The organism is Aureliella helgolandensis, assembly GCF_007752135.1.
Lineage (GTDB): Bacteria > Planctomycetota > Planctomycetia > Pirellulales > Pirellulaceae > Aureliella > Aureliella helgolandensis.
In genome coordinates, this window is record NZ_CP036298.1 from 7,854,124 (window position 1) to 7,880,062 (window position 25,939).

General features: G+C 56.4%; 22 protein-coding genes. 12 read left to right on the top strand and 10 right to left on the bottom strand.

The window, feature by feature from the left end:
- Positions 1-2: 2 nt before the first annotated feature.
- Together Q31a_RS27730 and Q31a_RS27735 are read right to left on the bottom strand one after the other, a co-directional pair.
- On the bottom strand, positions 3-593 hold the full coding sequence (locus Q31a_RS27730) for a signal peptidase II (RefSeq protein WP_231690977.1): 591 nt from the start codon (positions 591-593) through the stop codon (positions 3-5).
- 1 nt (position 594) lies between these two features.
- Entirely contained in the window at positions 595-879 is a 285-nt protein-coding gene (locus Q31a_RS27735; RefSeq protein ID WP_231690978.1) for a TraR/DksA family transcriptional regulator, read from the bottom strand.
- Here Q31a_RS27735 and Q31a_RS27740 point away from each other — a divergent pair.
- Positions 878-1,816, top strand: coding sequence for a hypothetical protein (locus Q31a_RS27740; protein WP_197356918.1), 939 nt, complete (start codon positions 878-880; stop codon positions 1,814-1,816). The genes Q31a_RS27735 and Q31a_RS27740 overlap by 2 nt on opposite strands.
- A gap of 226 nt (positions 1,817-2,042) precedes the next feature.
- Positions 2,043-3,479, top strand: a complete 1,437-nt coding sequence (gene thrC / locus Q31a_RS27745; RefSeq protein ID WP_145085495.1) for a threonine synthase — start codon at positions 2,043-2,045, stop codon at positions 3,477-3,479.
- Between the two features lie 43 nt (positions 3,480-3,522).
- Here the strand turns inward: thrC and Q31a_RS27750 are convergent, their stop codons facing one another.
- The gene (locus tag Q31a_RS27750) at positions 3,523-4,233 is read right to left on the bottom strand and encodes a PEGA domain-containing protein (RefSeq protein WP_231690979.1); all 711 of its coding nucleotides are present in this window, start codon (positions 4,231-4,233) and stop codon (positions 3,523-3,525) included.
- Between the two features lie 430 nt (positions 4,234-4,663).
- Between Q31a_RS27750 and Q31a_RS27755 the strand changes: the two genes are divergently transcribed.
- From Q31a_RS27755 to Q31a_RS27775, 5 genes are all read left to right on the top strand, one after another.
- Positions 4,664-5,974 carry a PP2C family protein-serine/threonine phosphatase gene (locus Q31a_RS27755; protein WP_145085498.1) on the top strand — a complete coding sequence of 437 codons (1,311 nt, stop codon included), beginning with the start codon at positions 4,664-4,666 and terminating at the stop codon, positions 5,972-5,974.
- Positions 5,975-6,122: 148 nt separating this feature from the next.
- Positions 6,123-7,316, top strand: a complete 1,194-nt coding sequence (locus Q31a_RS27760) for an LptF/LptG family permease (protein WP_145085501.1) — start codon at positions 6,123-6,125, stop codon at positions 7,314-7,316.
- Positions 7,317-7,364: 48 nt separating this feature from the next.
- Entirely contained in the window at positions 7,365-8,036 is a 672-nt protein-coding gene (locus tag Q31a_RS27765) for a methyltransferase family protein (protein ID WP_145085504.1), read from the top strand.
- 67 nt (positions 8,037-8,103) lie between these two features.
- Positions 8,104-9,759, top strand: a complete 1,656-nt coding sequence (locus tag Q31a_RS27770) for a sensor histidine kinase (RefSeq protein ID WP_145085507.1) — start codon at positions 8,104-8,106, stop codon at positions 9,757-9,759.
- Positions 9,734-11,122: a sigma-54-dependent transcriptional regulator gene (locus Q31a_RS27775; protein WP_145085510.1), complete on the top strand. Its 1,389-nt coding sequence runs from the start codon at positions 9,734-9,736 to the stop codon at positions 11,120-11,122. The genes Q31a_RS27770 and Q31a_RS27775 overlap by 26 nt, the downstream gene beginning before the upstream one ends.
- 304 nt (positions 11,123-11,426) lie before the next feature.
- Here Q31a_RS27775 and Q31a_RS27780 read toward each other — a convergent pair whose 3' ends face one another.
- The 6 genes from Q31a_RS27780 to Q31a_RS27805 all read right to left on the bottom strand — a co-directional run bounded on the left by Q31a_RS27780 (position 11,427) and on the right by Q31a_RS27805 (position 19,080).
- A complete protein-coding gene (locus Q31a_RS27780) occupies positions 11,427-11,654 on the bottom strand; it encodes a hypothetical protein (RefSeq protein WP_145085513.1) in 228 nt (75 codons plus the stop codon).
- Positions 11,655-11,815: 161 nt separating this feature from the next.
- The gene (locus Q31a_RS27785) at positions 11,816-12,604 is read right to left on the bottom strand and encodes a hypothetical protein (protein ID WP_145085516.1); all 789 of its coding nucleotides are present in this window, start codon (positions 12,602-12,604) and stop codon (positions 11,816-11,818) included.
- Positions 12,601-14,310 carry a DUF58 domain-containing protein gene (locus Q31a_RS27790; RefSeq protein ID WP_145085519.1) on the bottom strand — a complete coding sequence of 570 codons (1,710 nt, stop codon included), beginning with the start codon at positions 14,308-14,310 and terminating at the stop codon, positions 12,601-12,603. Before Q31a_RS27790 ends, Q31a_RS27785 begins: the two co-directional genes overlap by 4 nt.
- A 17-nt stretch (positions 14,311-14,327) precedes the next feature.
- Complete coding sequence (locus Q31a_RS27795) at positions 14,328-15,299, bottom strand: AAA family ATPase (protein WP_231690980.1); 972 nt, start codon at positions 15,297-15,299, stop codon at positions 14,328-14,330.
- A gap of 74 nt (positions 15,300-15,373) precedes the next feature.
- Positions 15,374-16,783 carry a DUF4350 domain-containing protein gene (locus Q31a_RS27800; RefSeq protein ID WP_145085522.1) on the bottom strand — a complete coding sequence of 470 codons (1,410 nt, stop codon included), beginning with the start codon at positions 16,781-16,783 and terminating at the stop codon, positions 15,374-15,376.
- On the bottom strand, positions 16,780-19,080 hold the full coding sequence (locus Q31a_RS27805) for a DUF4129 domain-containing protein (protein ID WP_145085524.1): 2,301 nt from the start codon (positions 19,078-19,080) through the stop codon (positions 16,780-16,782). The genes Q31a_RS27800 and Q31a_RS27805 overlap by 4 nt, the downstream gene beginning before the upstream one ends.
- A 420-nt stretch (positions 19,081-19,500) precedes the next feature.
- Between Q31a_RS27805 and Q31a_RS27810 the strand changes: the two genes are divergently transcribed.
- The 5 genes from Q31a_RS27810 to Q31a_RS31220 all read left to right on the top strand — a co-directional run bounded on the left by Q31a_RS27810 (position 19,501) and on the right by Q31a_RS31220 (position 24,335).
- Positions 19,501-21,423 carry an ABC transporter ATP-binding protein gene (locus Q31a_RS27810; RefSeq protein ID WP_145085527.1) on the top strand — a complete coding sequence of 641 codons (1,923 nt, stop codon included), beginning with the start codon at positions 19,501-19,503 and terminating at the stop codon, positions 21,421-21,423.
- Positions 21,424-21,613: 190 nt separating this feature from the next.
- Positions 21,614-22,573, top strand: a complete 960-nt coding sequence (gene radC / locus Q31a_RS27815; RefSeq protein ID WP_145085531.1) for a RadC family protein — start codon at positions 21,614-21,616, stop codon at positions 22,571-22,573.
- A 198-nt stretch (positions 22,574-22,771) separates the two neighbouring features.
- On the top strand, positions 22,772-23,569 hold the full coding sequence (gene dapB / locus Q31a_RS27820; RefSeq protein ID WP_145085534.1) for a 4-hydroxy-tetrahydrodipicolinate reductase: 798 nt from the start codon (positions 22,772-22,774) through the stop codon (positions 23,567-23,569).
- Between the two features lie 2 nt (positions 23,570-23,571).
- Entirely contained in the window at positions 23,572-23,937 is a 366-nt protein-coding gene (locus tag Q31a_RS27825; protein WP_145085537.1) for a hypothetical protein, read from the top strand.
- A 269-nt stretch (positions 23,938-24,206) separates the two neighbouring features.
- Positions 24,207-24,335, top strand: a complete 129-nt coding sequence (locus Q31a_RS31220) for a hypothetical protein (RefSeq protein WP_261342696.1) — start codon at positions 24,207-24,209, stop codon at positions 24,333-24,335.
- On the opposite strand, the gene Q31a_RS27830 is transcribed toward Q31a_RS31220, so the two are convergent.
- The gene (locus Q31a_RS27830; protein WP_145085540.1) at positions 24,332-25,675 is read right to left on the bottom strand and encodes an MFS transporter; all 1,344 of its coding nucleotides are present in this window, start codon (positions 25,673-25,675) and stop codon (positions 24,332-24,334) included. The genes Q31a_RS31220 and Q31a_RS27830 overlap by 4 nt on opposite strands.
- Positions 25,676-25,939 lie beyond the last annotated feature (264 nt).

The following is a 25,939-nucleotide window of genomic DNA, read 5'->3' on the forward strand; positions in this document are numbered from 1 at the left end:
AGCTAAACGTTACCGGTCGATGTTGGGGATTCACGAATGGGGCTTGGCCCAGGGGGCATAAAAAATGAGTGGATCGCAAGCATGATCGCACCGCATACTAAGAGGCTGTCAGCAATATTGAAATTAGGCCAGACGTATTGATCGCTGTATTGCAAGAGAATCCAATCGCGGACACCACTGCTCCACAGCGGTACCGACGGGGGTGGGCCCCACATGCCAAGACGGTCGTACAAGTTTCCGAAAATCCCCCCCATCACGCATCCCAGCGCGATCAGCAACCACCAACTGTCAATTGCGCGGAATTTGCTCAGCCACAGCAAGATTGCGCTGGCGGCCACGAGAGAAAGTACGGCGAAAACAGAGCCGAAACCGGCCCCTAAACCGAATAGAGCACCCGGATTTACCGCCGTCTCAATTCCAATGTAGGGCTCGAGCAACCACCACGGCGGTCGTTGACCGGGGAGTCCACGCCATTCAAAAACCCAGGATTTGGTGAGCAAGTCAACGGCGGTGCCGGCGACGGACAGAGCTGCGAAGGTAATCCATCGAGCCCAAGCAAAGCTGCCTTTGCAGTGCTCGCTTTGATCTGACACGTTAGCCTTCCAGCCGAGAGGCACACTTGACACAGTACGGAGTATCCGGAATTATTTCCAATCTCGCTTTGGGAATGCGACCTCCACACTCCTCGCAAGAACCGTACGAGCCTTCGGAGATCTTTTCAAGTGCAGCTTCAATTTGATCCAACCGATCACCGTCCGAAGAGAGCAAATTCAGGGTAAATTCTTGCTCAAAGCTATGCGTTCCAACCTCTGCAGGATGAATCGGTGCATGGTTGTCGGCTGCACCATCTGAGCCGCCGAGAGCCTCCTGAGACATCATGCTCACGTCGCCAAGCAATCTGCGGCGGATGATCAACAACAAGCTGCGGAATCGGTCACTGTCTGCCTGGCTCAATTTGACAGGCTTCGGTCGATGCAGCGGTGTTGCCGAGGTGGCTGAAATCCCCAGATCCTTGTTGGTGCCACTCAAGCGAGCTTCGGAGACCTGTGGCTCCGCCACGGCAACCGGCTTCGGTTTCGGTTTCGAGGACACGGATTTCGAGGATACCGACTTTGAAGCCCCCGCAGCCACTGCCTTCCCGGTCGCTGGCTTCACAGTGGACTTGCCGCTCGCTGGCTTGCTTTTCTTGGTCGCAGAGGCCGAAGCCTTGGTTCCGTTGGTAGCAGCCGCAACGACTTTGTTGCTCGACTTGCTCCTACCGGATGCTTTGGAGGCAGATGTTGTTTTGGAAGCTGCTGTCGGAGAGGCCGATTTTTTGACGGCCGATTTCACCGCAGCCCCGTTTTGCTTGCCGGCCACGCCCTTCTTGGTGGTGGCCTTAGTCGTGGGCTTGGTCGCTACCGACTTAGTCACTGCTGTCTTGGTCGCTGGCGACTTGGATTTTACCACCTTGGCAGCGGTGGCACGCGCAGGTGCCGCTTTCGGAGAAGAGGACTTTCCGACCGGCTTCTTCTTAGTGGTGGCTTTCTTGACTGCAGATGGCTTAACCGCAGCAGCGCGTCCGTTGACTTTCGCAACCACCTTCTTCCCAGCCGTTCGGGTACCGGCTTTGACAGAACTCGAACGCCCAGCTCCAGCTGTCGTTTTCGTAGTGGATTTCTTGGCTACCTTCTTCGTGCCGTCCTTGCCAGCAGAGCGAGACGATGCGCTCGAAGCTGATGATTTAGAAGATGTTTTCTTGCTAGTGGGACTCTTCTTGGAACTCAAGGCTGTGATCCCGTCAAATCAGGGGGGTAAGTTTCGGCGCAGATGGTAGGCAAATTTTGGAATTCTGTCAAACTGTACTCTGCATTAAAATCGGTACATTGGTAACAAACCGATCGACATTGAAAACGATGCTCTCCGGTTGCGCAGCACGCTTTGTGCTGCAGAAACTATAGGAGAAACGTAAAGGCGTCATAGGCACCTGTTCCGATATAACGCCAAGTTAACCACCTTTTCATCCTCCGGATGATTTCAAAATAGCTAAGAATAGGTATTCCATGGCCGACATCCAGTTGGCGAAAAGCCCTTCCAGCCCGCTTTCAAGCGGCGTAGCTTTTCAGCAATGTATCAATCCGCTGTGCCGTGCCACCTTGGATATTGGGCAAGTCCGTACCGCATGCGATCGCTGCGGAGACCTGTTAGATATTCAATACGATTGGAGCCAGATTGAGGTTCCCAATCGCATGTCCGATTTCGAGCAAATGTGGACAAAACGCTACGAACCGCTCCGGTTTAGCGGAGTTTGGCGATTCCACGAGCTCATTCAGTTTGCCCCAGCCGACAAAGTGGTCACGGTCGGGGAGGGACAGACTCTGCTGCAGCAAGCCAACGAAGTCGCGAAATTCGTCGGCCAAAACGAGGGGAACCTCTACCTCCAATATGAGGGTATGAACCCCTCGGGCAGCTTCAAAGATAATGGGATGTGCGCGGCCTTTACCCATGCACACATGACCGGTGCCAAGCGAGCGGCCTGCGCATCGACCGGCAATACTAGCGCCTCACTGGCGATGTACAGCTCGGTGACCCGGCTCATGAAGGCGATCATCTTCATTGGCAGTGGCAAAATCTCCTACGGCAAGCTCTCCCAAGCCCTCGAGTACGGAGCCTTGACGATTCAGCTCGCTGGGGACTTTGACGATGCCATGATCCGCGTCAAAGAAGTCTCCCAAAGCCTGGGAATCTACCTGGTCAATAGCATCAACCCCTTCCGGATCGAGGGCCAGAAATCGGTCATGTTCCGCGTCCTCGAAGCCCTGCGTTGGGAAGTTCCCGACTGGATCGTCGTGCCTGGAGGGAATCTCGGAAATTCCAGCGCTTTCGGCAAGGCGTTCCAAGAGCTGAAGCTGCTGGGACTCATCGATCGCATCCCGCGATTGGCAGTCATCAATGCCGCCGGCGCCGATACGCTCCATCAACTCTACGAGCGTCGCGGCCTACGCTGGCAAGATGGCCAGCCCAATAATACGCTGATCAGCGACTACTACGCAGAACTGGACCACCGCAAGGCCAAGGCCGACACGATTGCTAGCGCCATCGAAATCAATCGCCCCGTCAATCTCAAGAAGTGCCTGCGGGCCTTGGATGCTTGCGATGGAGTCGTCCGCAAAGTCACCGACCAAGAAATCTTAGACGCCAAGGCCCAGGTCGGAGCCGGCGGCATTGGTTGCGAACCTGCCAGCGCTGCCAGCGTCGCAGGCGCCAAGCTACTGCGCGCCGAAGGGGTCATCGCCCCGTCGGATCGAGTGGTCTGCATCTTGACCGGACATCAATTGAAAGACCCGACAGCCACCGTGGCCTACCACACCACCGACCAAGAGCAGTTCAACAATGTTCTGGGGAGCCGAGGAGTGAGCCGAGCCTCCTTCGCCAACCGAGCGGTCGCCGTCCCGAACGACCTCGATGCGATCATGCGAGCCATCCAGCTTTACAGTTGAGCCCAGTAAGTTGAGCCCAGTAAGCTAGCAATCAGTGAACCCGCTATTCGGCCAATTCGAGTCCCAGTCCGGGACGATAGCCACCACCCTGCAAAATTCCGGTTTCGGGAATTCGAGTTGGCGGCTCTCCGCCCGGCGCGACGAGTTCACGGAAAAACTGGCCGGGTTGCCAGGGTGGACTGGGAGGCGGAGCCATCGATGGTGGCATTGTGGGCGTGGTTACGATGGCAGGAGCCGCCGATTGGAAGGTTGGATCGAGCGGCGAGACCTGTGAGCCGGGGCCACCAAATCCAGTGCCTCCCAGGGTTGGTGGGAGCGGCGTGCCGACCCCTTGGAACGCTTGCAATCGCGTTTCGTTAGCCCGAGCTTGCAACTCTTCGCTGGGAATTTGCTGGCTGGGGACTAAAGTGATATCAATGACGCGCTCATCCCGCAGCTCCCATGGCCACAGCGTTTCGCTGAAGAAGTCGAACGGAGGAATTTGATACCATGGTGGCGAAAAATCTCGCAGGATTTTCTCCGTGCGGAAGCCATCACCAACCACTTCAATCTCCCGCGTCCCGTAGTAGGTGAAGGAGGTGGAAGCGGGACTCGTACCAATCAATTGCTTGTCGACGTAGATGCTCGCCCCCGCCGGATTCGAACGAATCGTCATCCGGCGACGGACGCAACCGGGAGTCAGCAAGCATAGCGCGAGCATCCCCAGGACGATGGCCGTGGAAGCGTTCGGTCGTACTAATGCATTGCGTAGCACTCGTCAGGAACCTCGTCGCAGTTGGGGTGGCTGAGGCAGGACAGCCGCCGAATGGGGAAGCGTTACCGCGCGAGTATAGGCAGGTCGAGCGATCGGGTGCCAGGGCAATCTTGTGGCTGCAGGCGGGCTGCCGGCCTGGCCCAAACGCAACTTCCAAGCAAGGCCCAGATGGTCCCTCCGCTCTGTTTCCCCCCCAGCCACTCCATGGCATGTCACCATCTCCATGGAGCCAAGCTGCGGGGGCAAGGGTGATGGGAGAGCCTAGCAGCTCAACAATCCCTGCGGAATCGCGCGATATCAAAACTTGAGAAAGCGAGACCTAGGCTACATCGTCGACAATTAGCGAAGTACAATCGTAGAATGAGGCTTTCGAGTCGCCCTCTACTCCAAGCCCCTTGCCAAACACGTCCCATAGCCAAGACAGTGAAATTTGTCTGAATCGCCCCCCACCGCCGATGCGAAGAAGAGTTGGAAGAGTACTGTCAAGCATTCAGTACTATCCGACATTGGGATGCGGCGTGCCATCAATCAAGATTCCTATGCGATCGTCTTGGCAGACACCCAAAATTCTTGGGAAAAGTATGGGCACCTGTTTATCGTGGCCGATGGCATGGGCGCCCACGCGGCCGGTGAGCTGGCTTCAAAGTTGTCGGTCGAGCTGATTCCGCACCACTATTTTAAGCTCAGAGATCAACCTCCCGCAGAATCGCTGCATCAATCCATCCTGAACGCCAATGCGGAAATATTTCGGCGAGGGCAAGCCAACATCGAATTCCGATCGATGGGCACCACTTGCAGCACTCTAACTCTGGCTCCGGAAGGCGCCGTGGTGGCGCATGTCGGCGACAGTCGGGTCTACCAAATGCGTGGAGATCAGCTGTTTCAGCTGACGTTCGACCACTCCTTGGTCTGGGAAATGCAGGCCGCCGGTGAACTCACCGACGAAACAGCTCGCAGTGGTGTGATCCCCAAGAACGTGATCACTCGCTCCCTAGGCCCCAATGCCAATGTCCAAATTGATTTGGAAGGCCCCTTTCCAGTCAAACGAGGTGACGTTTTCCTGCTCTGCTCCGATGGACTGAGTGGCCAGGTTAGCGACGAGGAATTGGCTTCGATTCTCAGCGCCCTGCCACCGCAGCCAGCTTGCCAATTGCTCATCGACCTCTCCAATCTGCGGGGCGGGCCTGATAACATCACCGCAATCGTGGTCGAAGTTGCAGAGGATTCAATCTGCTCTGCGCAGCCCGGTGCAATTGCAGCCCGTTGGAATGGCGCGCCTCGCACCTTTTCTCCCGCTTTGGGAATTGTGGCTGCGGTCTGTATTTCGGCAGCCGGATTGCTGTGCCTGCTAGGAAATATCCCTCTAGGAGTCGTGGCGGCGGTGCTCGGCATCATCGCCCTGGGAACCGGACTGGTGCAAGTCTTGTGGAATGGCAACAGCCCAGCCGACGCGCACGGACGCTACGGGCAAGGTCCACACCGACAGTTCAAAGCTGGCAACCAACCTCTTTTTGAACAGCTTGCCGGAACCATGAAGTCGCTTCGCGAGGCCTCTGAGGAACGCGGTTGGAAGATCCAGTGGGACCTGCTGGAGGGCCAGTTTGAGAAAGCCAAGCAGCACGCGGCTGCTGGCAACTTCAAGCAGGCAGTCGCCACGCAGGGCAAAGTGATCATCGAATTGATGAAGCAAATTCGCGGGCAGCGAGACACCCCTGCTAGTGATTCTGCCATCGACTTATGAGCCTCCCTTCGAGGCCCCCAAGCCACCCGCTAAGCAGGCAAAATGACCTTGAGTCGCTTCTTCGACTGAGCTTGCCTCCCCAAACGGACCACCTCCGCTTCTTGATTTCGGCGTAGTCCTCGGTGGGCCGAGTTGCTAGACTCGCGCGATGCAGCGATTCAATATTTACATCCTCTGGGAAATCACCAAAGTCTTCGTCATTGCGCTCGTCGCATTTACGATGATCATCATGCTGTTCGTACTCGCCAAAGAGCTGCTAGCCCAAGGCTTAGGGGTGCTCGCAGTGCTGCAAGTCTTGCCGTACGTCCTGCCCACGTCCCTGCAGTTCGCCTTACCTGCCACGTTGCTGTTTGCCGTTTGCAGCGTATACGGCCGCATCAGCGCCGACAATGAAATTCTGGCCATGATGGCCTCCGGAGTCTCCCCCGCAGCCTTCATCAAACCTGTCCTTGTCGCCGGCTTCTTGCTCAGCCTGTTTGCCGTGTGGCTATCCGAACTGGCCGTCTCGTGGGGACAGCCTGGCATCAATCGGGTCGTCATGCATTCGATTGAGCAAGTCGTGTATGGATACCTGTCGAGCCAGGGGTCGTACAGTTCGGCGAATGGCTTTTCGATCCACGTGCACGAGATCGGTGACGACGGCCGCGAACTCCTCTTGCCGACGATCACCATTCCCGCGCAGGGAAATGGCAATTCACTCGATATTTCCGCCAGATCTGCACGGCTGAAAATGGACCCCGTCAAGGAGGTCCTGTTGATCGAGTTGGAAGATAGCCAAATTGAAACGGGCGATTTCCTCACGGTAAATCCCGGTCCCACTAAATACGAAGTGCCCCTGTCCGACGCGACCAGAAAAGGCACCGCTGCAAGTAGCGCCGCCGAACTTCCCTCCCGGGGTATCGCCCAGGCCATCTCCAGTCAGCTTCAGGAAGCGGCCCGGACGCGAGAAGAATTGGCCGCGCGAGCAGCCATGGGACTCTCTGCTGGCAGATACGACTGGCTCGACGATGCTACATCCGCCGGCTCATTGGGAAGCATTGCCGGGAGTCGCCAACGGCTAGTGCGACTACGCATGGAACCTTGGCGCCGATGGGCCAGCGGCTTCTGTTGCTTGTTTTTCGTCTGGGTTGGCATACCGCTGGCCATTTGGATGCGTTCGGCAGATCATTGGACTAGCTTCGGCGCCTGTTTTTTGCCTATTCTATTTTTGTTCTTTCCCGTATTTGCCATTGGGCTAAACCACGCCAAGGACGGTACGTGGCATCCCATTGCTCTTTGGCTGGGCAACCTGACCCTGCTGTTGGTTGGAGCCTGGTGGATGCGCAAGATCTTTCGCAACTAAACTCAAGCCGAGCAGTTTTGCCGCCCCGAGGAAATCCTTGGAGCGCAATTGCTCAGACACAAGGAGCTTCGCATTTCCACCCAAATCACCAACAACGCATGGGCGGCCGAATCACGTCCGGCAGCGGCCCCAACCACCCTCCGTAATCTGATTGTGCGTCGCCGGATTGCGATCAGCCTGATCGGCTTTGGGAGCTTGGTGGCCTACAACTTGGCCTGGCGCGGAACGATCCCGTTCAGTCCATTCGACTTAGCCAATCCCTGGGTAATCACCGCCTGGGCCATGCTCATCATCGGCCTTGCAATTCGCAGCTGGTCTGCTGGTACGCTCAACAAATCAAGAGAACTGACGACGACGGGCCCCTACTCGATGTGCCGGAATCCCCTGTACGTGGGCTCGTTCTTAATGATGTTTGCGTTTTGCTTGCTATGCAAAGATCTCCCGACTCTATTGTTTGTGGCTGGCCCCATGCTGTGGCTCTATTGGCAACAGGTTCGCTTTGAGGAAACGCGACTGAACAACCTGTTTCCAGACCAATGGCCAGCCTACACGCGTTCGACACCGCGCTTCGTCCCACGCTCCCTACCGCGCAAGCCCTTGGAATCCTGGGCGCTGAGCTGGTGGATGACCAATCGTGAGTATCAAGCGCTGACCGGGGTCACCTTGGGGCTGCTGGGAATCTACGTCTTGCATCTTTGGCGAGTCTCACAACTCGGCTAGATCTTGGCTTGCCCTCAGCTTTTCAGCCCCCTCGCGACAATGAGGAGTCGTGCACGTGCTTTCACGGATGCTTATACGCAAAAAAATCTTGTTGAGCACGGTCTTACTCACCGTCACTCTCCTGCTGCTAGTCTACTGCAGCCTGCGGAGTGCGTACGCCTACCGAGATCTAACTTTGGTCGTGGAGCAACTGGCCGGCGAACTCGAAGCTTCATCCGACCTGCGATTCGAAATGGATGAACTCCTACGCCTCTCCTCAACAGTGCAACGCCCCTCACCCTCCTCAGGCCTAATGCTGTTCGTGCAAACTCAACCTCAACAAAGGCTTGAATTCCACAACCAAGTGCATAAGGTTGACACGCAACTCGGTGATTACGAACACGAATTGGTCAACAAATTTGATTTTGATCACCTTCTTTCAGACCGCAGTCCGGAACGAAAATGTGTCTCTGAGATTCGCCGCAAGCTAGATGGCATCAAATGGCTCTGCAATGGAAATGACCCCGCTTTCTTCAGTGGTACAGCGAGCTGGTTGCAAAATGACATGCAATTGCTCATGGAAGATGTTCGTGAATTGCCAACTTTTATCCTCGAGCGCATGAAGCACTTCCGTGGCGAGGTCCGCAGCCGTTACCGAGCGCTGATTATCATCATTACTTTTTCGTCTGCGATCGCCCTGACGATTGTGGCCATTATGTTCTGGTTCTTCCGTAACTCGGTCGTCCAACCTTTCAAGACGTTGCTGTCTGGAAGTCGCCAAATTGCCCGCGGCGACTTCAATCACCGCATCTACCTCTCCTCCCAAGACGAGCTTTCCGAACTGGCCGATGCACTTAATAAAATGACCAGCAGCTTTGTTGAAATCCAACAAAACTTGAATGAAAAAGTGCAAGAACGCAGTCGTGAAGTCGTGCGTAGTGAGCAACTCGCCAGTGTCGGCTTCCTAGCCGCCGGGGTAGCTCATGAAATCAACAATCCACTGGCATCCATCGCTTGGAGCGCCGAGGCATTGGAGAGTCGATTGCACGAAATACTCCATCGACCAGCGGAGATAACGGAAGAAGATTCGACAGGAGAGACATCTCAGACCGCATTATCGCAACGCTCAAATTACGACGACCAACAGATCGAAGTGCTACGCAAATACCTGGCTCGCATTCAAGATGAAGCCTTCCGCTGCAAAGGCATCACCGAACGGTTGCTGGATTTTTCGCGGTTGGGTGAAACGCAGCGCAAACAACCTACGGAAATCGACGAATCGGTTAGCGATGTCATCGCCCTCGTGAAACATCTCGGCCAGTACCGCAACAAGAAGCTTGAGTATATCGGCCAGGCCGGTGTAACAGCCGAAGTTAGCCCCACAGAGTTCAAACAAGTCGTTCTGAATTTACTCACCAATTCACTCGATGCGTGTGAAGAGGGTGGAGTCGTTCGAGTGCGTTTGCAGGCCGACCAAGAGTGCTTCACGCTGGAGGTCAGTGACAACGGTTGCGGCATGACGCAAGAAGTGCTAAAGCATCTTTTCGAACCGTTCTTCACTCGCCGCCGAGATGGTAGAGGCACCGGACTGGGCCTCTCCATTTCCTATCGCATCGTCCAGGATCATGGTGGGACCCTGGTTCCTGCCAGTTCCGGTCCAGGTCAAGGTTCCCAACTCACTTTAACATTGCCCCTTAGGTCAACTAGTAGTACATCCTATGAAAGATTCAAAGCAGCCGCCTAATGGCCTTCGCATCCTTTTTGCCGATGACGAAGAGTCCTTGCAAGATCTCATGAGCATGGAATTGCCGCGTATGGGGCATCGTGTCACGGTCTGCCCTGACGGCGAATCGGCCGTACGCGAAGCGCGCAGCGAGTCCTTCGACTGCCTGCTAGTCGACCTCGACATGCCTGGCATCCATGGGATCGAAGTGATCCGACAAGTCCGAGAGCTGTCTCCCGAGACCGAAGCGGTCGTCATGACGGGTAAGGAATCGCTCGAAACTGCCGTCGCAGCCATGCGTTACGGCGCCTGCGATTATTTGACAAAACCATGTCGATTGACCGACCTGCAAGCTCTACTTCAACGGTTGCTCGAACGTCGCGACAATGTGCGCGAGTTCTACTCCAATAAAAAACGTATTGAAAAGACTTCGACCGGCGTACAACTCATCGGCGAACACGCGTCGATGCAAGCGGTAAAGCGACTGGTGTCGAAAGTGGCTCCCACGCATTCCACCGTTCTCATCCGCGGCGAAACCGGATGTGGCAAGGAGCTCGTCGCCCGCAGCGTGCACGATGAAAGCCCTCGAGCTTCGCAGGCGTTCGTCGCGATCAACTGCGGCGCACTGCCAGAGAATCTCATCGAAAGCGAACTGTTCGGTCACCGCAAAGGTGCCTTCACAGGTGCCGACGCCCAACGCGTCGGACTCTTCGAAGTCGCTAGTGGCGGTACCATCTTCCTGGACGAAATCGGAGAGCTGCCGCTGGGCATGCAAGCCAAATTATTGCGAGTGCTGGAGAGTGGCGAAATCCGCCGCGTGGGTGACAACGATCCCTTCAAAGTCGACGTCCGAGTCGTGTGTGCAACCCACCGTGATCTCGAGCAGATGGTTGAAGAGGGTGCATTCCGCGAAGATTTGATGTTCCGCATCAACACCTTTGAAATTCATCTTCCGACGCTGAGAGAGCGAGTCTCCGACATCCCGAACTTGGCAGTCCATCTATTCCGACGTTTCCGCGACGACGCGGTTGCCGACGCTCAGATTTTCAGCGCTGAAGCAATGGAAGAATTGGTCAATCACGTTTGGCCAGGCAACGTTCGAGAATTGGCTAACGTGATCGAGCATGCCTCCATCCTGTGCGAGGCCCCTCCCATCCTGCGCGAGCACTTGCCCAAACACTTTACCGACCGTCGACTCCGCAAAGAACTCCGCTCCCTAGGTCCAATGTCGCTCAAAGAAATGGAATTCACGGTTATCCAAGAAGCTGTGACTCGACATGAGGGGAATAAGCAGGCCGCCGCTGAGGAATTGGGGATCAGTCTTAAAACCCTGTACAACAAGCTGAACCAGCTCGCTTCTGGCTCACTTTCCAAATCAGCTTGAAGAGCCGACTGAAACCGCGACTTGAAACTGCGGCTTCAAGTCCGTCTGGGGACTGATTCTCGGGCGCGTCGAAAATTCAAAAGCCGCATGTTCGCAGGTGCAAGCATCTAACGATGCGGCTCCAAACCAGTTGCTCGTAGAACACCACAGAGCGTGTCCAGCAAGGCAGTGTTTGTCGTACAAAGTGCATCCACTGACCCGACGACATCCCCTTGCGCTGAATGTGACCTGCTCGGGAAATTTCGGAAGAACTCGGTGTGAGCAACCCAAGCAGGCTCCCACGTGCAGCGGTGGGAGGCTTCCGTCACCTCACCTTAGAGGATGCAGGCTCATCGATCTGCATTGCCAGTCGCGCGGCGGTCGAAACCCTCACGAGTAAGACCCCTCCCTTCAAAACCCCCAACCCAATGAAGGCCACAACTCCAGATTCAACCACCTGCCGATGGCTCACATAATCCAGGGCAATTATGAGGAGCCAGACAGCAAAGCCGACCAGCAACCATCCTGCGATCTCTCGCAACCAAAACAGCATCGAGACTCTCCATGAGTTGTTATTCTTGAACGGACTCCAACGGTTGACTGGCTCCCAACTCGAATCAAGCCCGCTCCGGTATAGTGTACACCGCCCAGCTCAATTCGACAGCTCGGAACGGCAGCGGCGCCCTGGGACGCTCCTTCCAAGCTTCAGCTTGTTCAACTTGACTTTGCACGCTTGCGACGACGGTGCTGTGCTCGAAAATCGGCATACAACCAGCTCGCCAGGGTAGTTCGCAGGTAGAGCACCGCCTGGCGCCGAGTCTTATTGCGCCAACTCCACTCGTTCAAAAGCAACGAAATCAAGATGTAAATAAACGCGAGCACAGCACTCAAATGAAGAGTTCGCAACGCGCTGGGAATCAATCCGACTTTACGAATGGACTGGGGTTCTATTGGAATCGAACTGTACAGTCCCCAGGCCAGCACCACAGCGGCAGAGGCTGAGAGGCCCAGCAGCCCCAAGGCTGCCAGATGCGAGACGGGTTGGACTGGCGGTATCGCCGACGCATTCACCTCGAGGCCAGTTGGCTGATCACCGTCGGTGGGAACGTCCGCTGTAATTCCTGGAGTGCGAGGCATGAGGGCCCCTACCAATCCATGGATGCCGTTGATTTGATGCAGTTGCATGAGCGACCGCAAGCGACTGATCAACATCACCAGTATAACGGCTAAGATGCACTCGCTCATCAAACGCACCAGTTCGACCTCGCTTAACTCAGCAGGCTCGCAGAAAAACAGATAGGCTTGTATGCCGATCAATACGATGGCGCCCGACCAACGCCAGAATGTAAGGGCCAGCAAGCCGAAAAAGACCGCCTTGAAGAGAAATGCTGCCTCTTCGAAGGCGAATAGCTGCGAGGCGAGGAGCATACCAATAGCAAACGTAGCAATGGCGTACATCGAGAGCATCCAACGACTGGGGTCAGCGAGTCTGCTCGTACTCATCGTGTACTCCTTGCCAAGGTACGGCCACTGCCCACCAATTCAGCTTCGGACAGCACAAGTGCTATGGCCTGACGATCTCCAGCAAAGGCCACCCGAGCCCCCGACTTGCGCAACATGCGTTTGAGCGGTTGGATCTGCCGGAGCACACGCAACTCGGCCGCGTGGCTCAACACCTGCAATTCCCTCTCCAGTGGCGTAAGTTGAGAGGAAGAATCCCCGTCTGTCGATTGGAAAGCGTGCGTTGTTGGGGTTGGGCAAATACAAACAACACGGTGATGCCGTGCTACAGCCACTCGCACCGCTGCCAGAAGAGGGTCCAGGTCGCTATCGGCATCCAGCAGGTCCAGCATCAAGACAAAGACCTCGTTGTCGCGTGCCAGAGATACCGATTTGAGCACCTCGCGAGCGAACATAGGGATGCGATCTGGCGTTCGCGGCGAGGATTCGGGCAGGGTTGAACCGTTATCATCCCATCCACTTTCACGCAAAAGACGCTGGATGGCCACCGCCATGCTGTGGTCATCGAAAGCGAGTTGTGCAGTTTGCGTGGAGCTCAGCTGTTGAACAACTCCCAGCAAAGCCGCAATCTGCTGCCTATGGCGCCAATTCTTTCGCCAAGGAGGCAGTGGCCAGAAGGTCCACGGCAGACGATTGACCTTGCTCTCCATCAACTCAGGATAGCGACGCTGGCAAACGGCCAAGGCGCTGTGTAGGAGAGATCGAGTGTAAGCGGGCGGTGGCAGTTCTGCGTCTGCGGTAAACTCGGCCAAGGCTTCGAGCAACTGGAAGAATGCGCGCTCTCCCCCACTGGGCCGGCGGCGTTTCACCCCTCCCTGGTCCATCAATGCATACCCTACCAAATCGCCAGCGGAAATCGCGGACCGCCCCACGCTGGCAGCCACATAGTTGAGCTGGTCCAGCATGCGCAGCCCCCAACCTCCCATTCGATTCGATGCGTAGCCATCGACCAAAAGGGTCAGTCGCACGGGAACTTCCGATTCATACTGGCGGGTCATCAAGCGATCGCGACGCGCCGAAACCTTCCAAGCAATTGACTTGGGAGGATCCCCAGACTGATACTCTCGGAGCTCGAGTAGCTCGGAGCCCAAGCCGGCGCGTTGCAAGCGGTGGATACCATGCTGAGGGATCGAATTCAAGCGCTTCACATTGGGGTGCGAATCCACTGTAGTCGCAAAACTTGGGAGCGACCGCAGATGCAACTCTTCGTCATGAAAGCGTTCCGCGATAAACAATCCCTGTGGATCTTGAAATTGGAACTGAGTTCCAGGGAAAATGACACTGCCGGCGGAGTTGATCAGCACTTGGTAGATCAAGCATTGAGAGGAGGCCAGCCAATCGACGGAAGCAAAACTCTCGCCACTCAATTGTGTTACCGATTCGGGCACCCAGTCGCGAACCACCACAGGCGCTCCAAATCGAATGCGTGGCAGTTCCACCCGCAATTCAACCTCGATGCGTCGGTCCGCCCACAGGACGCATTGCTGTGCGGGCCGCCCGTGGATATACCGCGTGCAGCGAATATGAGTCCACTGCCACTGCGTTTGGATCCGAAACCAGCACCAGCTAAAAAACAACCACACCAGGATGCTCAGCGAAAGGATGGCCAGCGTATCTTGACTGCGCAGGACTCCCGCCAGCCCTCCCAGCACGCCCACCAATATCAGAATTCGACAACGATTCGTCATGAAGAGGAGAATTGGGGTTAACGGTTGGAGGGGCTTGATTCGGTAAGCACAGGGACGGATGCGATGACCTCTTGAATCACCTCCTGAGCACTGCGCCCGTCCATCTCAGCTTCGGGACGCATGATAATGCGGTGCCCCAGGACGGGCAGGCAGACGTTTTGCACGTCCTCATGCGTCAAATAGTCACGACCGGCCATGAGAGCCTGCACTCGGGAGGAACGCATTAGATTGATCGCCGCTCGCGGACTCCCCCCAAGAATCAAATCGGGATGCTGGCGCGTCTGGCGTATCAGGTCGATAATGTAGCCCTGCAGCTCACTGGTGGAATAGACGTTGTCGACCCGCCGCTGAATCTCCAGCACTTCCTCTGTACTCGTCACCGGGGCCGGAGTGGGAATCGGCCGACTATGCAAGCTCAACATATTGACTTCGTCCCCGCGATCCGGGTACCCAACTTCGATGCGGAACAAAAAGCGATCCAACTGCGCTTCCGGCAAGCGGTAGACCCCTTCCTGTTCGATTGGGTTCTGGGTAGCCAACACCATAAACGGCTCGGGAAGTGGAAGCGTCTTGCCTTCAATCGTTACCTGTCGTTCTTGCATTGCTTCCAGCAGCGCCGATTGGGTTCTGGCAGGGGCTCGATTGAGTTCATCAGCAAGCAACAATTGGCAGAAAATCGGTCCTTTGCGGAGTACAAAATCACTAGTTTGGCGATCGAGGACTTGCGTTCCCGTCACATCCGAGGGAAGCAAGTCAGGGGTGAACTGCACCCGTTCATAGGCGATTCCCAATACGGCGGAAAAGGTCCTGCATAGGGTCGTCTTGGCGGTGCCTGGCACCCCTTCCAGCAATACGTGCCCACCGGCTAAGAGAGAAATGAGGAGTTGCTGGACAACGTCATCCATCCCAACCACGACCGTCCTCACGGCTGAAAGCGTACGCTGCCTGAGTTCACGGACCTGTTGGGCGAGTTCAAGGGTGTCGGACACTGGGATGATAACTTCGTGGAAGTGGATTGGGATATGAAAATGACTCGGCAGGCAGTCTCGACGCTCCAATCGCGTTAAACCTGCCGTCGCGGAATTAGGACTTGTCGCAATCGCTCAACCGCTGAGTTGAATTCCAACAAACGCTGCCGTGGCCAGGGACTGTTCGATGGCTGGCAGGCTACATCGAGTATAGAGGCCAGTTGGAATTGCCGCGACTCGTCATGCGACGGCGACTCCTGATCGATGGCAACCACCCGAGCCCGCCAAATCTCAGGATTGGCTGAGTTCGTAAGATCGGTCAAAAATTGTGAGGCTAAAACTTGAGCTGCCTGACTGCGTTGCACGGCTCTCGGTATGGCACGGCTCGATGCCATCTGCGCCAAATCGAGATTCGACATTTTGCGGCGATTCTTCCAAGGTGTCGTAAACCTCTTCGACTTGCCCGATACCAGAAAAACGGCAATCAGGAATAGCAGGGCGGCCAACCCCAGCAGCAGGACCCGGTAATAGCTGCGAGAGGAGAGGCGTCTCGGCCGATCGGCGACAAACTCGTTGAGCAAATCGGAATCCTCAACTTTGGAGATCACCGTGTTGGCAACTCGCAGCATTTGCTCAAGTTCAAGTTCCGGGAGGGGGACCGGTGGCAGCTCTTCGGGAGGCAACAGTTCAGGCAGCTTTTCGCGAAAGCTGGCTAGTGGTTGGCCATCCTTCAAAAAGCAGAGTTGGCGGCGTTTGCCTGAATTGAGGAACTTCGCAACGTTGATCGCCAGAATTGCGTTGTCTCCATGCCATAGCATCCCATTGGTGAACAGGCTGTGATCTGCGGCCAACACCATGCGTCCCCCTGACGAGGATTTCAAGTCAAGCGATGCTAAGACCGGCCGTCGACTAGCTGCCTCAGGGGTGACGCTGGACGGAAGCGTGGCCACATGCTGCCAGACTCCCCAGCGGCGGTCGAGACGGTTGAGCCAACCACTGCGATTGAGGACAATCTCCCCCACCCCCTCGGTGAGCGGACTGTCCTGGGCCAACGCATCGAGCTTGAGACAATCCTGATGCCCCTGCACCATATATTTCTTCTGCGACGTCTTCACTGGACCGCCGCCAATATGCCAGTAGGATGAAATCCAGACGCTATTGTCCGTAGCGAACAACAGCGCGCCTCCATGCTCGACGAAGCGATGCAGGCTAGGTGCCAAGTCCTCCAGGACGTCAGGGTTTCCGAGCACCACGAGAACCGATTGGGTTGGATCCGAGAGAATCGGATCGACAGAATCCGAGACGTTCAATCCCGTTTGCTCCAACAACATCTCAAACAAATCAAAACGGAATTGCCAATCGACTGGCACCGATGTCGCTTGGGCGGCCCCTGGTGCCTGCGCCACCTCCTGCCCGAGACCATCCGCCGGAAGGCCCCCCCCAATCAACGCGAGCAAGAGACATCCTGCGCGAAGCCACATTTGCTTGCTGTCCGATGAAGTCATGCGAGACACTGTTCCACGGCGCGCCGCGCTTGAGTCAACTGCTCCGCTGCTAGCGGTTGATCCAAAGGACGATAGCGTGCTTGCTCATACAATCTCGCCAAGGTATCCAACGCCGCATCGGTACCCGGGCGTGATGCCAATATCGCATCAGCCGCTCGGCGATGTGTCCACCAACGCTCCGCCGGCGACGTGGAGCGCTGGGCAAGTGCGTGAAATACACGAATGATGTCCGCTTGTGTTTGAATTTCGTAGTGATGCATTGCGGGTGCCAAATTCGATGCACCCGGAGTCATTGCAGCGGCCCGGCGCAGGTACCAGATCAAGACAACCAATCCAATGAGCATCAATAGGAGGAGCAAGTCCATACGGAGTCCTGAATTAACGGAAGGCCCCATGCCGACACTCCCCTGCCCTGCCCCACTCGGACTTGGCGCCGCCGGAGCGGCCGCCAGACTCTTAAGGAACTCCGAAGCCGACTGGGCAAATTTGCGGACCGACGATACGGACGTTTTAGCACTTGAACTTCCGCTAGCGGAACCGATGCCGGCCGTCGTCGAGCTTGTGCTAGGACTGTCACTACCCCCAATCGGTCCATCTCCCCCCTCTTTCGTCCCACCGGTTCTCGCGTGCTCTGCTGCATTCAAACTAGATGCAGCGTTGGTCGCGCGCGGGACAGCCGAAGGCGTCCGTTTGGGTTTCAAATCTTTTGCCATGTCCATGACATCATCCCGTACGCCATCCAGGGCTTGCATCAAACTAGCTTCAAATCCAGAAAATGCCCCATCACTGGTGCCGGTGGAATCTCGGCCGCCAGACTTACCCCGCTGGGATTCGCTCTGCGCCTGACTGAGCAGGTCACGAAACGTTTTTCGGAAACCATCACGATCCAACTTGCGATTGATTCCCTCAGGCGCTAAAGCACGAATCGCGTCTTTCACCTCCTGCTGGCTCATCCCCTTCCCCGCACCTGCCAGCGCCTCCGAAAGTCCCCCTATTCCCGCCGCTTCTAAGAGACTACTCAGCGGAGGTAGTTGCGATGCATCCTGCTGGACACCTTGGAGAAACTCGGGGACCGACGGGAGACCAGCCGGCTCGCGAACGGTCGAGGTTGAGCCTTGAGGTGCAAGGTTCTTCAACCAGCCTAAAATTTGTTCGCGCCCAGCCCCTGGAGCAGCGGCGCTGCCAGTAGCAACCGGCTCAGCAGACGCTGCAGAATTGGCAGCAGGCGAAGAAAGGCCCGACTGTGGAACCTCGGCATTCGCACTCTCCGGGCTGCCAGACGGGTACCGTTCCGGCCGTAATTCCCGCGCGTCGCCCGGCTCCGCTGGAGATCTAAGGGGACTCAATCCCGAGGGGCGAGTATTTGCCGTGGAATCATCAGCCGCAGGAGCGAGAGAGGTCGCAGCCAGCTGCTGCTTCGCGCGCTGGAGCCTCCTCGAATACAGATCTCCAAGCCCCAGACTCGATGCATTGGGGTTCGAGCCCCCCACACTCTCAGCGTTCGAACGCGGTGCCGTTTGATTCGGCGCAGTTGGATTCGGCGCAGTTGGGTTCGGTATGGTTGGATTGGAACGAAGCGAGTCACTTCCACCCGAGTCACTACTGGGCGATTTACTATCGGGCAATTGCCCGGCGGGGGAGCTGCCTACCGGCGGAATGCGGTTGGACTCCGCGGCTGAACGCGGCGCTCCGCTGCCGTCAACCGAGCCGGGGAGCTGGGGGCTGGAGAGTTGCGGGCCGTCGTCCCCACCAGCACCCGGCTGAAAGGGCAGGCGTCGATCGCGTTGATAGCGTTCGAGCAATTCCTGCAGTTTGCTCGTCGACTGCGGTTGCTGAAGAGCCTTGGCAGCCTCCTGAGCGGCGGCTGGAGGCAAGCCTGGGGGCAGCTCACCGGCGGCTAGCGATTTCGCCCAGGAGTTCAACTCAGCCTGCTGATCCACTCCGCTCGAACCAATTGGGGGAGCGTGTTTCATCAATTCCTGTAAAGCGGCGAGCTGCTCGTGATTCAAATCTTTTAAGAGCGGGGCCAATGCTTCTAGTGGCGAGGTGGGCTGATCGGCCTTGGAGCGAGCCTGAGCCTCGTGCTGGGTGACCAAGGCGCTCAAATGCTGCATCATCCTAAACTGGAGAATAGCATCATTGGTCGCTCCAGCTGGCAACTCCAAGCTTCGCTGCGCCAGCTCCGCAGCAGGCCGTCCTCCGCTCGCATCTTGGGCAACGGCACACTGTCGCGGCAGCAGCAGCCCTAGCATTAGGCTGACCATGAGTGCAATCAGACCGTTTTTCCAATGAGCCATTATTTTCCGCAAAACCATTTCCCACAATGCAGATCAAGGTAGAGACGAGAACCGTATTTATCGTATGGGCAATTCTGCTGCGCACACGAACCCGAAGTAGGGAATTCGCTTCGGATTCAAGCGAATCCCCTAAGCTGGAGCGTGGCAACCCCAAGCCAGATGCTTGCAGAATGCGTATAGTTTACGCAACTAGTAGGCAGCAGGTGCACCCGAGATTGCCCGAAATGGAAAATCCCCGGTCTTTCCATGGAGTGCTGCGAGCGGATACCGCCATCCCTGGCACCTAACGCCGAGAAGCAGATTTGCTGGGAAAGGGATGAAATCCGGCCGCTAACGATCACCACAGACTTCCCTCCGCCTCCTGCAATTTGCTCCTTCAGTAGATCATCGAACAACTGACGAAACGATTGAAAATTCTCAATGTCGAATCCGAGTAGTAAAACTCGCTATCAGAGCTATCTCCAAGAAGTGTCCGCGCGCCGTCAGGAAAAAAGCGGTTCTGCCGATGGCAATTCTGCAGAACAGAAAACCCGCCAGCGAACTTTCTGGCAATTGCTATCCGCCTTTTGGATGCAGCTGGCCGAGCATCGCCCCAAAGTTCTGTTCGCGTTGTTCACATTAACCATCTCGACACTGCTCAGCCTGATTCCGCCCGCGGGAACCAAGTTTGCCATCGACTATGTCATGACCGAGCCGCCGCAGCCCATGCCCCCTTGGCTGTCGGCCTGGCTACCTAGCGATTTGTCGCGGATGGGGCTGCTGTGGATCATCGCCATCGCCGTTTGTGGTGTGACGTTGGTGCGCACGGTCGTGCACCTGGCGGGACGCTGGTATGCGACCAAAGCGGTGAACATGGTCCAAGCAGACATTCGTCGCCGAGTTTTTGAACATTCGATGCGTCTCCCCCTACATCGCATCCAGGAACTCAAGAGCGGAGGTGCTACGAGCTTGATTCGCGAGGATGCAGGAGGAATCGCCGACCTGATCTTCCACATGCTTTACAACCCGTGGCAAGCGATCATCCAATTGGTCGGTAGCCTTACCATCCTAGTTTTGGTCGACTGGCGACTGATGCTGGGAGGGCTATTGCTACTGCCCGTTGTGTGGCTCACCCACCGGACTTGGATTCACCGCGTGCGTCCTCTGTACAAAGACATCCGCTCGCGTCGCCAGAAGATCGATGCCACCACCACCGAAACGTTTGGTGGCATCCGTATCGTCCGCACCTTTGCTAGAAACAAGAGTGAGTCGAGTCGATTTACGCGCAGCACGCACTTGCTGGCTCGCCAACAATTGATGGTCTGGTGGTCCACCCGAATCATCGAAGTCGTCTGGGAAGTTCTCATCCCGCTCGCTTCGACTGGTTTGCTGCTATATGGAGGTTGGCAGATCCTGAACCACTCAATGACGCTCGGAGATCTAATGATGTTCCTGGTCTATTTGACGATGCTGCTCGGACCGATCGCTTCTATCGCCTCCAGCGCCATGTCCTTCCAAAACAACCTCGCCGGACTCGATCGCGTCCTTGATCTGATGGATGAAGCCAACGAGCCGTCCGGCAATCCAGGTGCGATCACCCTAGCGCGCCAACAGGTTTCGGGCGAATTGGTTTTTAACCAAGTATCGTTCCGCTACCCCGCAGCCGAACAAAACGTCCTCCACGATGTAAGCTTCACCGCGCCGGCGGGCGCGACCGTAGCTCTAGTCGGCCGTAGTGGCGCTGGAAAAACAACACTATGCAACCTCGTCGCCCGCTTCTACCAGCCTTCCGGCGGCAGCATTGAACTGGATGGACGCGATGTGCGCGATATCCATCTCGATTCCTACCGAAAACTACTCGGCGTCGTCGAGCAAGACGTTTTCCTGTTTGACGGTACGGTGCTTGATAATATTGCCTACGGTCGCCGAGGAGCCACTGAGGCGGAGATTGTCGAAGCCTCCGTGGCCGCGGCTGCTTTCGAGTTTATTGAAGCGTTGCCCGAAGGATTCAACACCTGGATCGGTGAACGCGGAGTAAAGCTGAGTGGTGGGCAACGCCAGCGTTTAGCCATCGCACGCGCGCTATTGGCCGACCCTCGTATTTTGATTTTGGATGAAGCGACCAGCAATCTGGATAGTGAGAGTGAACGTCTCATCCAAAATAGCCTCAAGCGACTCCTGCATGGCCGGACCGCTTTCGTTATCGCGCATCGCTTGAGCACCATCATGCATGCGGACCTCATCCTCGTATTGGATGAGGGGCGAATTGCTGAACAAGGAACGCACGCGGAGCTGCTAGAGCAAGGCGGCCTCTACCAACGCATGGTTGTCTTGCAAACCGAATCCGTCCCCTTAGCGCAATAGCAGAACATTCCGCTGGCGGGGCCAAGATCACACGCCCCCTGCGGCAGAACCGATCCCCGCCCCCTCAACCTGCCACAGATCCGCGAAAACTCTACAACCAGCCCTAACAATCCTTTATGCTGGTATCAAACCGTTGCCACCGCGCAGCGGGTGGTAGATCTAAAGTCTGATGGTCTGAAGGGGCGATTCGATGCAGCCCAGTGGCGATGAAAAACGACGTGCGCAATACGACGAGCTACTGGGGCTGTTGGTCGCCAGCAGTGATTTTGCCAAGCAGGAAATCCAATCGCGTTGCCAAGAGGCGAAGCCTAGATTTATCACCAACGTCCTCAAGCAACTCGTCTCCGAAGGGGTATTGCGAACCACAGGCTCAACCGGCAGCGACACGAGATTCAGCTGGGCTACGCCCCCCCAATCGTTTCCGACTCAACACTGGATCGAACAACAATTTCGAGGCAGTCAAGTTACGCAATCACCACCTGAAGAGCGTCCGCGCGAACGACTGCTAGAGCTGGGGCCGGTGAATCTAAAGACCAGTGAACTGCTGGCCATCCTCATCCGCTCTGGCCGCAAAGGGGAGTCTGCAGTCCAAGCGGGACAAAAACTCTCCAATTTCTTCCACGAGCAAATGGAGAGCTTGCCGCGAATGTCGCCGGCCGAATTCAAGCAACTGAGCACCGCTGTCTCCGAGGTTGCCTTCTGCCAGATCCAGGCGGGTGTGGAACTGGGACGACGGGTTCACGAAGCAGCTTTGCAGAACTCGCCGAAAGGCAAAATCAACAGTACCCATGCCGCCATCGACTACTGCTCCCGACACTTTGCCCGATTGGCCCAAGACGGCAGGCAGGAAGAATTCCATATCGTGACGCTCGATACCAAGCTTCAACCCATTCAGAGTCATCGCATCACCGTCGGAACGCTCGACGCCAGCCTTGTTCACCCTCGGGAGGTCTTCCGGGCGGCGATTCGCGATGCAGCCTCCTCCATCCTACTCGTACACAATCATCCCTCCGGAGATCCCACGCCAAGCCGACAGGATCGTGAGGTCACCGAACGGCTCAAACGATCGGGGGAATTGATTGGAATTCAAGTCATCGATCATGTGATTGTTGCCAGGGAGCGAACCGTTAGCCTGGCCGAAGAGGCGTAAGGCTCGGAGGTCACCCAAGTCGCCTTTGCAGATTGCCAGCATCCGCTATTCTCTTGTACGAGCCTAGCAACTGCCGGCCCCTTCAACGGCAAACGGCCGACTAACGTAGGGCGGCTCGGGTACGGCCTTGTCGTCCTCTCCAGCTTCCTAGAACATTCACTCCCCACCTCTCACTCCCTTAAAACGCAGGAAATTACGATGCCAATCCAACTCGCCATTCACGGTGCTGGCGGTCGCATGGGAAAACGACTCGTCGCCCTTGGAAGCCAGGATCCTGAATTGCAAGTCGTGGGCGCAATTGACAATCCCGCCAACCCCATGTGTGGCCAGGATGCGGGTCTGGTGGCAGGTGTTGGCGAGTTGGGAGTTCCCTTGTCTGGGACTTGGCCGGCAGAATGTCAAACGGCCATCGACTTCTCGGTCCCTGCAGCTTGCATGGTCGCATTGGCGCATTGCACCCAACACAAGATCCCCCTAGTCGTCGCCACCACGGGACTCACCGACGAACAGATGAGTCAGGTGAGCGCGGCCGCTCAGGTTATCCCTATTTGCTGGGCCCCGAACATGTCGTTGGCAGTGAATCTTACAATGCGGCTTGCGCAACAGGCTGCGACTGCCCTGAAGACAGTACCCCAGGGTGCCGACGTTGAAATCATCGAACGCCACCACCGCTACAAAGAAGATTCCCCCAGCGGTACTGCATTGAAATTCGGCGAGATTATTGCCGAGGCGATGGGATTGGACAAACACGTTCATGGTCGCGAAGGCCTTTGTGGTCCTCGCACCCGCTCTGAGATCGGCTACCATGCGGTCCGCACCGGCGACGATCCAGGGCAGCATACGATCATCTTCGGCATGCTGGGGGAAACGATCGAATTGCGAGTTGGAGCCTCAAGCCGCGACAGCTACGCGCAAGGCGCCCTGGCGGCGGCCAAATTCTTGGTCGGCAAGCCCATCGGCATGTACAACATGTTTGACGTACTGGGATTGGATTAGTCGTGGCAAAGTGCGACGAAGGCTACTTGTGCGAAGTCTGCGGGGAGGAGGTCGAGGGGCTAGCCGATAGCGCCCTCTACCTGCAATACGTCATCGGCTGGATCGATCCCGAGACGCTCCATACACGGCGTGAGTGCCACTTGCGCTGCCATCCCACCCTCGCTCAGTTCATTGATGACAGTCGTTTCACGCCACCGGTGCAAGTCGAAGGTGACTTTGACCGCAGGCTGATGGACGTTCATTTTGCCGCAGAACGCGTCGATCTAGTGACTCGCGGCTACCAACGATTGTGCGACCTAGGGTCTGGCCGCCAGCAAACGACGGTAGTTGACTACCCACTGCCAGAAGCACAAGCCCGCTGGCGCTAAAGGCCTGCCACAATCCCCCCGCTCCGGCTCGTTCACATCGACACCCGCCTCAGCAGGGAAAGACACCATGCGATCGCTAGGTTCCTCAAAAATCGCAACCCGCCGCGTGAGCAAGGAAAGGTGATTGGCGCCACAGGACAAGCTGAGTCGCTACCGCCCCGTCAAAACTAACAACGCCTTCACATCGACACCCGCCACAGCAGGGAAAGACGCCACGCAATCGCCGCGCTACTCCAATCAGTCGTCACCAGCCGCGTGAGCGAGGAGGGATGAGTTTCCGCAACAGCGCGACACCAGGAGCGGTGGCTGCGTCGGCACTGAAACTCAAACCCCAGCCACGCGTGGCCCCCACACCGCTCTCGGTGTTTGCCGACATCTGCCTACAGACATTCTTTTAGGTCGGCTGTTTGGACTTCAGGCGATACAGGGCGGCCAGTGGCAAGACGAGCACCGCCATCATTAGGAACACGCTGCAAATGGGCCACCCGAACGCTCCCGCGATGGCTTCGAAGACCTGGTAGAGAGGCCCTGAAATCATAATGCCCACAAAATTCGCCTGGTTCATGGTGGCAATCATGCGTCCCTTGACCGCAAGGGGTGGACGCTCCTGCAGAAAGACTTGAATTGGGATGGAGAAGATCGCGGCAAAAATCCCCATCACCACCAACGCAATAATACTACCGGTAAACCCCAGGGCATGCTGATCCCCTTGAGTCCAAAATCCGAGGGCGATCAAGGACCCACAGATCCCCCACAGGCCGATAGACACAGCGGTGTCTCCCCACCCTTTGCGACACAGCGCACTGGCCACCAGAGCTCCCAGAATTATCCCAAAGCCAATCGATGCGGTCAGCAAGCTCGTGCTCGTCGCATTGACTTGCAACAACTCCAAACCCAACCGATTGATGGTTGGTACCGCGATTCCGGAGACGAGCCAAAACACGCTGGACACCAATAGCGCCTTCAACAGCACTCGATCTTGCTTCAAGACCGCGTAGATATCCTTGCTAACTGCCACGCTATCGATACTGAACGGCATTCCCGGTTGCGCCGCGGGAACGCGTCGAATAAACAGAGAGCTGCACGTCCCTAGCATTGCAATCACGAAACACACAACGAGTCCCATCCAGAGATTCGTCAGATCACCATCTTCTCCGGCCAGCACATCTTTCAAGGTCCCGGCCAAAACGGTACCGAAAATGATGGCCAGAAAGGTCGTCATGAGAATGATCGCGTTGGCTCGAGGTAGATCTTTCGCTCGAAACAACTCTGGCAAAATGCCGTACTTTCCAGGTCCAAAAAACGAACTTTGGACTCCCATCAGAAACAGTACGATCCACGTCCCTGCGGTACCAAACATCCCGTAGAAATAGAACGCCAGCAAACCGAGCAGCATGATTACGATCTCAGCCACTTTGCACAGCACAATGATGGGACGCTTGCTGTAGCGATCGGAAAGATACCCCGCAAAACCGCTGAACAGTACAAACGGAAGCGAAAAGACGAGAGAAGCCCAACCTTGAATATCTCCGCTACTCTCCCCTGCCCCACCACCAGCATTGGCTGCAGCAAGTGCCACGGGTACGGCCAGTAGCAGCATCAACTGCTTGTACAGGTTGTCATTGAAGGCCCCAAGGAATTGGGTAACCGTCATGCCCCAAAACGATCGATCCACCATCAATCCTGGGCGTGGGTCTTGCTCTTGAAGGGCGGGCGTATTCGACTGGACCGATTCCATAGGACGTCTCGAACTGACAAAGAATTACAGAAGAAGAGGCGAGTTCGTCAGAATCCGCGTCTGAGCTGCTATTCTGCCGACATTTGCTAGATACCGATAGACCGTTGTTCTTAATGCACGTTTCTGCGTTTTCTCCCACAACATCCACTCCACATCCTACCCGAAAAGCGTCCGACTCCATTTCCGCTGCCTCGGGAAAGAAGGTTGGGGGTGTGGTGCAGCCGCTCTTCTACATCGAAACGCTGGCCGCCTCCACCCATCCTG